The 9,990-nt window shown below is 27.6% G+C and carries 7 protein-coding genes; 1 reads left to right on the forward strand and 6 read right to left on the reverse strand.

Annotation, left to right across the window (positions count from 1 at the left end; all coding sequences use genetic code 11):
• Nucleotides 1-408 precede the first annotated feature (408 nt).
• From BM119_RS18740 to recQ, 5 genes are all read right to left on the reverse strand, one after another.
• Nucleotides 409-3,336, reverse strand: a complete 2,928-nt coding sequence (locus BM119_RS18740; protein WP_090043237.1) for an insulinase family protein — start codon at nt 3,334-3,336, stop codon at nt 409-411.
• Between the two features lie 481 nt (nt 3,337-3,817).
• Nucleotides 3,818-5,023 carry a sodium/glutamate symporter gene (gene gltS, locus BM119_RS18745; RefSeq protein ID WP_090043238.1) on the reverse strand — a complete coding sequence of 402 codons (1,206 nt, stop codon included), beginning with the start codon at nt 5,021-5,023 and terminating at the stop codon, nt 3,818-3,820.
• Nucleotides 5,024-5,405: 382 nt separating this feature from the next.
• Nucleotides 5,406-5,573, reverse strand: coding sequence for a hypothetical protein (locus tag BM119_RS20100; protein WP_177199511.1), 168 nt, complete (start codon nt 5,571-5,573; stop codon nt 5,406-5,408).
• A gap of 61 nt (nt 5,574-5,634) precedes the next feature.
• Nucleotides 5,635-6,039 (reverse strand): HepT-like ribonuclease domain-containing protein, encoded by a 405-nt coding sequence (locus tag BM119_RS18750; RefSeq protein ID WP_090043239.1) that lies wholly within the window; start codon nt 6,037-6,039, stop codon nt 5,635-5,637.
• Nucleotides 6,040-6,064: 25 nt separating this feature from the next.
• Nucleotides 6,065-7,855, reverse strand: a complete 1,791-nt coding sequence (recQ, locus tag BM119_RS18755) for a DNA helicase RecQ (protein ID WP_090043240.1) — start codon at nt 7,853-7,855, stop codon at nt 6,065-6,067.
• A gap of 397 nt (nt 7,856-8,252) precedes the next feature.
• Here recQ and ilvA point away from each other — a divergent pair, with 397 nt between their 5' ends.
• Complete coding sequence (ilvA, locus tag BM119_RS18760; protein WP_090043241.1) at nt 8,253-9,476, forward strand: threonine ammonia-lyase; 1,224 nt, start codon at nt 8,253-8,255, stop codon at nt 9,474-9,476.
• Nucleotides 9,477-9,618: 142 nt separating this feature from the next.
• On the opposite strand, the gene BM119_RS18765 is transcribed toward ilvA, so the two are convergent.
• A partial coding sequence (locus BM119_RS18765; RefSeq protein WP_090043242.1) for a ferritin-like domain-containing protein occupies nt 9,619-9,990 on the reverse strand: 372 nt, incomplete at its 5' end.

Genomic DNA, 9,990 nt, shown 5'->3' on the forward strand with positions numbered 1-9,990 from the left:
CTTTCGTGTACCTAACTTTCCTAAGTAAGAACAAAAGGCTACGCCCTTTTTTAATTGACAATTGAGAATTGACGATTATTGTTGAAAGTCACGGACTTCCTAAATATAAAGTTGAAGGTTGAGAGTGGAAAGTTGAAAGTTCAGGTTGAAAATCACAGATTTTCTCTAAATTATATTTTTTAAATTTTAAAATCTTCCTTAGAAGATTTATCCTTGAATTGTCAATTTTCAATCGTCAATTGTCAATTTCTTAAACTCTTGCAACTTGCCACTTGTAATTTTTCACTAATTAAAGTTTTCAACTAAAAAATCTATATATTTTAATAGTTATCAAAGTTATCCACAGATTTGAAATTTTATAATATCCTATACATTAAAAAACTTTATATTATAAAGATACATTTACTTTTATTCTATTACTGTTATTAACTTACCAAATATATCTTTATTATCTTTTATTTTTTTCTCATTTCCAAGAACACATATATGATTTTGTTTCATTACACTCTCAACTAAAGGCGCATAGTTTCTTATGTCCTCTATAGTTGTTTCAATTACTTCAGTTCTTTCTTTTTGTCTATCTTCAAAGTTTATTCCCATATAATATTCTTCTATAGCATATTCAGTTTTCATTGAAGCAGTAAGAGGTGTATCTAAATTTCTAATAGTTCCTATTATATATTTTGTCATTGTGTCTTCATCTATATCTGCATTTTTTAAATAGCTAGGAACATTATCATAAATATCTAATGTCTCTTTAAGTTTAGGATCTCTATATGATGTTATAAACATATTTCCACTTCTACTTAATCTAGGAACTACACCATAAGCTCCACCTTGAACTCTTACATTGTTCCATAAATAATCAAAGCTTAATATTGTTTCAACTACTAACGCTGACCCACTATAATTAAATCCGTCATCTATAAAGTTTCCACCCTTAGCTACATACTGAACATTTCCTTGAGTTAATAAACCTTCATTTTCTTTGTTAACTTCGAAATCATAATTAACCTCTGAAACTTTTTTATCTCCTAGAGAATTAATTATTATAGGCATAGCATCTTCTAAAGTATTGTAGTCTTCATTTTCTCCGCCAAAGCTTACAGTTAAATTACTTTTGTTGAATAAACATTCTCTAACATTATTTAAGTTATTCTTTATGTTATCCCACTTAGACTCAAAGTTTTTATCAAGATCACATAAAAATTTATAATATCCTATTCCAGAAATAACTTCATCATATGATGCTTTTGGTGAGAAATAAGACATAACTCTTTTTGCTGCCACAACATGACCTGAATTAAATAACATCATTTCATAATATGCTCTTATCTCTCTAATATTTTGAAGTATTTTATCCTTATCATCAAACAATGTGTTTCCTAAAATTTCACTTATAAGTTCACAAGTTTTATTTAATTTATTCATTAAAGCTTTTGACTTCACCATAAATGTTGCTGAGAATTCTTGTGGTTTACCACTTTTTACATAAGTCATTACATTAAATGATATTGACCCACTATGAATTCCTATTTCGTTTGATAGTGAACCATAATCGTAATTTTTAGTATTTATTTTTCCTAACACATCTGATAAAAGCTTTGAATAAGGTAATAATTCTATTGGCAATACCTTATTATTAAATAATAATTTTAAATATGCTATTTTATTAGTATGAGTCTCATGGAATAGCACTTTAACTCCATCTTTATTTTTAATTTCTAAAGGCAGTTTTTCTGCTTTCTTATCTATATCACTAATATGCAATGTAGGTATTGTTTTCAATGCTTCACTTGTATCTGGAGTCATTTGTCTTGTCTTTAGATTCTTACATTTTTCTATTACTTCATCTAACTCTTTTTCACTTAAAGAATCTTTATATCTACTTAGCTTATCTTGAAGTTCTTTTTCCTTTCTATCATTTAAACCTTTTTCTGGTTTTAATAGAACTATAGAACTATGATTACTACTTATTAAGTATTTTTCTATAAGATCTTCAAAATACCTAGAAGTTAATGCTTTTTTTACACTTTCTATAAGTGGCTCATATTGAAGATTTATAAATGGATCTCCTCCATATAAAAAGCTATCCATAACTTTTGAATAATATACTATTCCTGTTGGTTGACCCCTAAAGTCCCCTTCTCTCAATAAAAACTCAATTTTATTTATAGATGCTTCTATTAATTTCTTATCTATTCCATCTTTAACTAGCTTACCTAAAGTCTCAAATACAATTTTCTTAAATTTTTCCTTATCATTCTCATTAGCATCTTTTGCTACTATTGAAAAATATGGTTGAGCTAATCCATCATCAAACTCTCCGAATACTGACTTTCCAATATTATTATCAAGTAATGCCTTTTTAAGAGGAGCTGCTGGTGTCTCTAATAAAATATACTCTATTATTGTAAATGCCAAATTAGTTTCTGTATCCAATGAACTTCCTATTGAGAAATTTAAATTTAAGAAACTTTTGTTTTCTATACTATCCTCTTCTGCCAAGCTATAAGTATAGTTATACTCTCTCATTTCTTCAAAAGGCTTTTGTAATGGAATTTTTGAATCTATTTCTATTCTATCAAAATCCTTTAAATACTCATCATTTATAAATCTTAGTTGTTCATTAACATCACCATCACCATATAAATAAATGTAGCTATTTGATGGATGGTAATATTTTTTATGAAAACTAATAAATTGATCATAAGTAAGTTCCGGTATAACCTCTGGATCTCCACCTGATGAATGACTGTACGGTGTGTCAGGGTAAAGAGTTTCTGTTATTTTTCTAAACAATAATGAATCTGGTGAAGAATATGCACCTTTCATTTCATTGTAAACTACACCATTGTATTTTAATTTATCCTCTTTATTTTCTAATGAATAATGCCAACCTTCTTGCATGAAAATTTCAGGATATTTATATATGTTAGGATATAAAACTGCATCTAAATAAACATCCATAAGATTTTTAAAATCCTTGTTATTTCTACTTGCTACTGGATAAACTGTTTTATCTGGATATGTCATAGCATTAAGAAATGTATTTAAAGAACTTTTTAAAAGTTCAACAAATGGCTCTTTAGTGTCAAATTTTCTAGAGCCACATAAAACTGAATGTTCTAATATATGTGGAAGACCTGTGCTATCTTCTGGTGGTGTTCTAAACCCTATGGCAAAAACCTTATTATCATCATCATTTGATATATTTATAAGCTTAGCACCTGTCTTTTCATGTTCAAATACTCTTCCTATAGATTTTACTTCTTTTATTTCCTTCTCTTCTATTAGTTTAAATCCATTATATGAATTTCCTATTTTAAAAGTCATACTAACACTCCTTCTCAATAATAGCTTATTATTTTCTATAAAAATTTTTAAATTTTAAAATTTAAATTGTATTATCATGCCATTCTTATCTTTACATGGATTCTTCTTAATATAAACACATTATCCAATTAAATCTTAGAATAACTTATTTAATCTATATTATATTAATATTTCACTTAATAACATACTTACTTTATGAAAATACTACCATAACATATTATACTAATCAATAATAATTATCATTACTTGAAAATTATTTATTTAATTTAGAAATTTTAACCATTTTATTTGAATTTAGATCGCATTTCTACCATTGCTAGTACTTCAACTTCTTAATTAAAAGTTGTTACTTTAAAGTTTTAAGATTTCAATATATATAGTCTCCAAATGAATAAAAAAATAAACACTTGCAGTATATGCAAGTGTTTGCTTTTCCTAAAATATTTTCAATTAACTCAACTAATTCTTTGTTAAAGTACCCTTAGTGAAATAAATTTACAAATACAGTTATGATTAAAGAATTGGTAATATCAACAAAGAATGCTCCAACAACCGGTAAAACAAACATGGCCTTTGGTGAAGGTCCAAATTTAGTAGTTATAGCATCCATATTAGCCACACCATTTGGAGTAGCCCCCATACCGAATCCACAATGTCCTGATGACAGTACTGCGGCATCGTAATCTTTTCCCATTAATCTAAATGTTATAAAGTATGCGAATATTGCCATAAGTACTGCTTGAGTTCCTAACATTACAAGTAATGGACCTGCCATTGCTTGCAACTGCCATAACTTTAAATCAATAAGTGCCATTGATAAAAACACATTCAAAGCTACATTTCCTATAATATCTATACATGTAGTATTTATAGTAAACTTCTTTGTTTGTTCTCCAAAATTAATTATAATAGCGGCTACAATCATTGCATCTATGTATGCTGGTAATGTTATACCTACTGCTTTAAAAAATATCTCTAAGATTGTTCCAAAACCCATAGCAATAAATATTATAGAAATAGTTTTGAACATAGTTTCATATGTAACGCCCTCCTGTGTAGCGGCTACTTCACACTCTGCAGTTACTGATTTTGATTTAGTTTCCTGTTCTTCTGATTTTAAATTACCTTTTTTAATTAAAGCTTTTCCTATTGGACCACCTATTAAACTTCCACAGACAAGTCCAAATGTTGCTGCTGCCATAGCTATAGCTGTAGCTCCCTCGAGTCCATAGTCAGCTTCAAACAGTGCTCCCCATGTAGCTCCTGTTCCATGACCACCTGTCATTGTTATAGATCCTGATATAAGTCCTAAAAGAGGGCTTACTCCCATACCTTTGGAAACGATAACACCAATGACATCTTGAAGAACAACAAGTGTTATTGCGGCTATAGAGAACATAACAACTTTTTTTCCACCCTGTTTTATCATTTTAAAACTAGCTCCCAACCCTATAGTCGTAAAGAAAACTAGCATAAATGGAGTTTGAAGAGTTACATCTAAATTTGTACTTAAAACTCCTGTGTTTCTAAGTAATAAATTTGCAATTGCAAATATAAATCCACCTATTACAGGTGCTGGTATGCAAAATTTCTCCAAAAATCCTATTTTGCTTTTTAAAAATACCCCTAGATAATACATCGCTATAGCAACCGCCAACGTTTGTATCATATTTAAATTTAATTCCATAACACAATCCCCCTAAATAGTCTGATTCAAATTAATGTTTCTATTGTTGAGTTAATTCTGAAAATTCACATTAAGAATTGCTAGTTATATTACTATTCTATATGCATATTTAAAATTCCTTTCTTGCATTCATAATTTTTATAAATTTATAATTTTTATTTCATATTTGTGTAAATATCCTTTAAAATACACATTATTTGGATTAATAATTTGTTAATAATTAACTAATTTGCTTGTTTTTTATTTTGCAAATTGGACTTTTTTGAATTTTTTATGTGTATCTCCATTTGTTTTTAATAAAATAGACCCATATAAGTTTTACGATAAAAATAGACTCCTATTTTTATAAGAGTCTATTATTGAGCATATTAAGTTTAATGGTTTATTTATTCATCCAAAGCTGGGGCTCATGGTGATTCTTTGAATTAGCATAATGTCCTACTTTTTCACCATGAATTACACCTAAATCTGCATTTTCTTTAGGTTTGATTTTTCTTAGTTCTGCGTTTGATTTGCTTCGATCTTTTATCCTATTCTTATTATTGTCCATTGGACTTCACCATCCTTTTTAATGCTCAATACTATTATTATCTTTTTTTTCTTATATATTCTTATATATTTTTTGATATGTTAGAAAGAAAATCCTTAACTTCTTTAAATTTATTATTTATTATATAAATAACATTATTTGCATCAATTTCATCTCTATTATTCATATTCGTATCTTTTAATCCGCATAAAGCTTCAAGGGATTTTTTTACTTCTTTATCAATAACATTATTTTTTTCTAAAATGTCAAAAGAATTTATTCTTTTTTTATACACACCTAACTCTTTAAATTCAATAAATTCTGTGGATAAATCCAATACATTGTTTATAACTTTATTTATTCTTATTAATATTTCATCCAATATTTTAAAATTTTTTATTGTTTCATCTTTTCCATCATAAAGACAGTCTATTTTATTTATTTCTTCATTTATGCTTTCTTCGTAGTTTAAAAACATTTCTTTCATTCTTATCTCTCCTTTTTCTTTAGTTTTAGCTATTTTTAGTGTTTTTAAGCTTTAGATTATAGTTTTTTATAATATTTATGAAATATTTTCCATACTTATTAAATTTAACTTCACCAACCCCAGCTATTAACATCATTTCTTTAGAATTCGTTGGTTTTAAGTTTGCCATTTCTATTAAAGTCGAATCAGAAAAAATCATATATGGCTTTATATTATTCCATGATGCTATATCTTTTCTCATAATTCTTAACTTTTTAAATAACTCTTCATCTTCAATTCTACTATCAGAGCTTTCTTCAAGGAGCAACAATACTTTATGTTTATTTTTTAATATACTTATAGATTTTTCATTTAGTTTCACCATAGAGTAAGTATTTTCTTTTTTGCTTAAATATCCCTGTAAGATTAAAGAATCTATTATCTCTTTTATATATTTTCCACTGTATTCTTTCATAAGTCCATAAGTCGATAATGAATCATATTTATTTGCTATTATTTTAGGTCCAGGAATTCCTCTTAAAATATCCGTCAATACAGATATTCCAACTTTTTCTCTAGTTCTATATATACAAGATAATATTTTTTGAGCCTCTATTGTAAAATCTTTAAGTTCCTGATTATTAAAACAGTTACTACAATTATTACAGAAGTTATTATGTGAATTATCCCCAAAATAATTTAATATAACTTTTCTATAACATTGTTCCGTTTCACATAATTTTATAATTTCATTGAGTTTCATTATTTCTATGGCTCTCCTATTAAATGATGATGAGGTGTTAATTATATATTCCTGTCTTTCTATATCATTCCTAGAATAAAGTAAATGACATTCACACTTTTCTCCGTCTCTTCCACCTCTACCAATTTCCTGATAATAACTTTCTATATTTTTAGGCATAGTAAAATGTATTATGTATCTTACATTTGATTTATCTATCCCCATGCCAAAGGCATTAGTCGCAACCATAACATTTAGTTTTTCAAATAGAAAATCCTCTTGAAACTTATGTTTTAATTTATCATCTAATCCTCCATGATATTTGCTTACATAAAATCCTCTTTCTCTTAAATATTCATAAAGTCCATCAACTTCTTTTCTGGTTGCACAATATATAATTCCACTTTCGTATTCTTTTTCTCTTATATAGGATTTTACAAATTCTAATTTATCCATCTCCTTATGTATATTTATTGATAAATTGTTTCTATCAAATCCACCTGAATAAACATAAGGATTTATTATACCTAATAAATTTATTGAATCTTTTCTAACTTCTTCTGTAGCAGTTGCAGTAAAAGATGTAATAATAGGTCTTTCTGATAATGAATATATAAAAGATTTTATATATGTATAACTTGTTCTAAAATCATGTCCCCACTGCGAAACACAATGTGCTTCATCTACAGCAACTTGAGAAATTTTAAGTTTTTTTATTAAATTACAAAAATAAGAGTTTTCTAATCTTTCTGGTGCTATATATAAGAGTTTGACTTTATTGTTTTTACATAGATTTATTATTCTATCTATGTCATTAAGCGAAAGAGTTGAATTTATATATTCTGCATCTATTCCTATATTTCTAAGATTATCTACTTGATCTTTCATAAGTGATATAAGTGGACATATAACTAATGTTATCCCCTCTAGCATTAATGCAGGTATTTGATAACATATAGATTTTCCTCCACCAGTAGGCATAACACAAAATACATCTCTTTTTTCTAATATGTTTTGTATTATTTTTTGTTGCCCTTGTTTAAAATAACTATATCCATAATATTGTTTTAATATATTTAAAGCTCTTTTAATCATTTTAATTCACCTTTATTTAAGTTATATCTTTATTATACCCTTTCTCCTCTTATTAACCTATATGTACCACCAGTTCTATTTAAAAATAAAAATTTATAAATATACTTAGTTTTTATTCTGTTTCTTATGATTATTGTTCTAATATTATAATACTTTTTTTTAAAAGGTTAACTATAATTAATAAAATCTTAATGTCAATATTTTAATCTAATTTCAGCATGGGAAAAAAATGAAATAGTCTGTTGACTTAAAACCTTTACAGTTATATAATTATCTAGGATTTGACAAGATATCTTATAAAAAACCAACTTAAGTGCAATTTTAGGTTCTATTTTTTAAATTTTTAGAATCTTATAATAAATACTACAAACAAACTATTTTTAAGGGGGAACCTGTCATGAGAAATACAAAAAAAGAATTTTTAACTATTATCGATGTAATGACGGCAAGAGAAAGAGTTAAGGATATTTGTTTACATACAAGTTTAATACACAGCCAATACCTTAGTGATGTATGTGGAAATGAAGTTTATATAAAACCAGAAAATCTTCAAATTACAGGTGCTTTCAAACTTAGAGGGGCCTTAAATAAGATCACAAGTTTAACTGATGAACAAAAATCTAAAGGACTTGTGGCATCTTCAGCTGGTAACCATGCTCAAGGTGTTGCTTATTCAGCAAAGAAATTAGGAATACAAGCTACAATAGTTATGCCAAAAACTACACCTCTTATAAAAGTTGAGTCAACAAAGCAATACGGAGCAAATGTTGTTCTTACTGGAACTTGTTATGATGATGCTTATGCAGAAGCTAAAAGATTAGAGGAAAAACATGGATACACATTTATTCATCCATTTAACGATATAGAAGTAATGGCTGGTCAAGGAACAATTGCTTTAGAAGTAATTGAAGATCTAAAAGATGTTGATGCTATACTTGTTCCAATTGGTGGTGGTGGTCTTATAAGTGGTATAGCAGTTGCTGCTAAATCATTAAAACCAGATATAAAAGTAATCGGAGTAGAGTCTGAAGGCGCTAAGGCAATGAGACTTTCCATTGATAATAATAAATTAACTAATTTAGATTCTGTTGATACCATAGCAGATGGTGGCGCTGTTAAAAATCCTGGAGATTTAGCTTTCGAAATAGTAAAAGAATATGTTGATGACATAATAACAATCAGCGATGAAGAAGTAGCCGATTCTATATTTACATTGGTTGAAAAACATAAAATTGTTGCAGAAGCTACTGGAGCTTTAACAATAGCCGCTTTAAAGAAACTAGATTTCAAAGGTAAAAAAGTTGTTCCAATTATAAGTGGTGGTAATATAGATATATTGATGCTAACATCTTTATTAAACTTTGGATTATCATCCAGAAAAAGAGTTGTTAAATTACAACTTCAACTAAAAGATGCTCCTGGTCAAATATCTAAAATAAGTTCTATACTGTCAGAACAAGGAGCTAACATAGTTGAAATAATCCATGACCACCATACATTTATGTCTAAGTTTAAACAATTAATTGTTAATATAACTATAGAAACTAACGGTCAAGAACATATAAATAACATAGTTAAATACTTAAATGATTATGGTTATGATTCCAAAGTAAACGAATAAAAATTCATCTAAACTAAAAATTGAGGTATAAGCAACACAAATTAGCTAAATACACAGAGAGTTATAAGAATATACAATGCAATATAGAAATTTAAAAAAACTGCCTCAATTCATTGAGGCAGTTTTTTATTAATATATACTATTATTTGTTTCCAAAGTATCTTCCTAATAATCCTTTAAATGCCATTCCATGTCTAGCTTCATCTTTACACATTTCATGTACTGTATCATGTACTGCATCTAAGTTTAATTGTTTAGCTAATGTTGCTAAATCTTTCTTTCCTTGACATGCTCCATGTTCTGCATCTACTCTCATTTCTAGGTTTTTCTTTGTATCTGCTACTACTACTTCACCTAACATTTCTGCAAATTTTGCTGCATGTTCTGCTTCTTCAAATGCTATTCTCTTATATGCTTCTGCTACTTCTGGAAATCCTTCTCTATCTGCTTGTCTTGACATTGCTAGGTACATTCCTACCTCTGTGCATTCTCCCATAAAGTTTTGTCTTAATCC

It is taken from the genome of Clostridium frigidicarnis, from assembly GCF_900111985.1.
Lineage (GTDB): Bacteria > Bacillota > Clostridia > Clostridiales > Clostridiaceae > Clostridium_Z > Clostridium_Z frigidicarnis.

What these genes read in the sequence shown, in the direction of transcription:
- BM119_RS18740 (WP_090043237.1), bottom strand. Translation starts at nt 3,336, where the DNA reads ATGACTTTTAAAATAGGAAATTCATATAATGGATTTAAACTAATAGAA.
- gltS (WP_090043238.1), bottom strand. Translation starts at nt 5,023, where the DNA reads ATGGAATTAAATTTAAATATGATACAAACGTTGGCGGTTGCTATAGCG.
- BM119_RS20100 (WP_177199511.1), bottom strand. Translation starts at nt 5,573, where the DNA reads ATGGACAATAATAAGAATAGGATAAAAGATCGAAGCAAATCAAACGCA.
- BM119_RS18750 (WP_090043239.1), bottom strand. Translation starts at nt 6,039, where the DNA reads ATGAAAGAAATGTTTTTAAACTACGAAGAAAGCATAAATGAAGAAATA.
- recQ (WP_090043240.1), bottom strand. Translation starts at nt 7,855, where the DNA reads ATGATTAAAAGAGCTTTAAATATATTAAAACAATATTATGGATATAGT.
- ilvA (WP_090043241.1), top strand. Translation starts at nt 8,253, where the DNA reads ATGAGAAATACAAAAAAAGAATTTTTAACTATTATCGATGTAATGACG.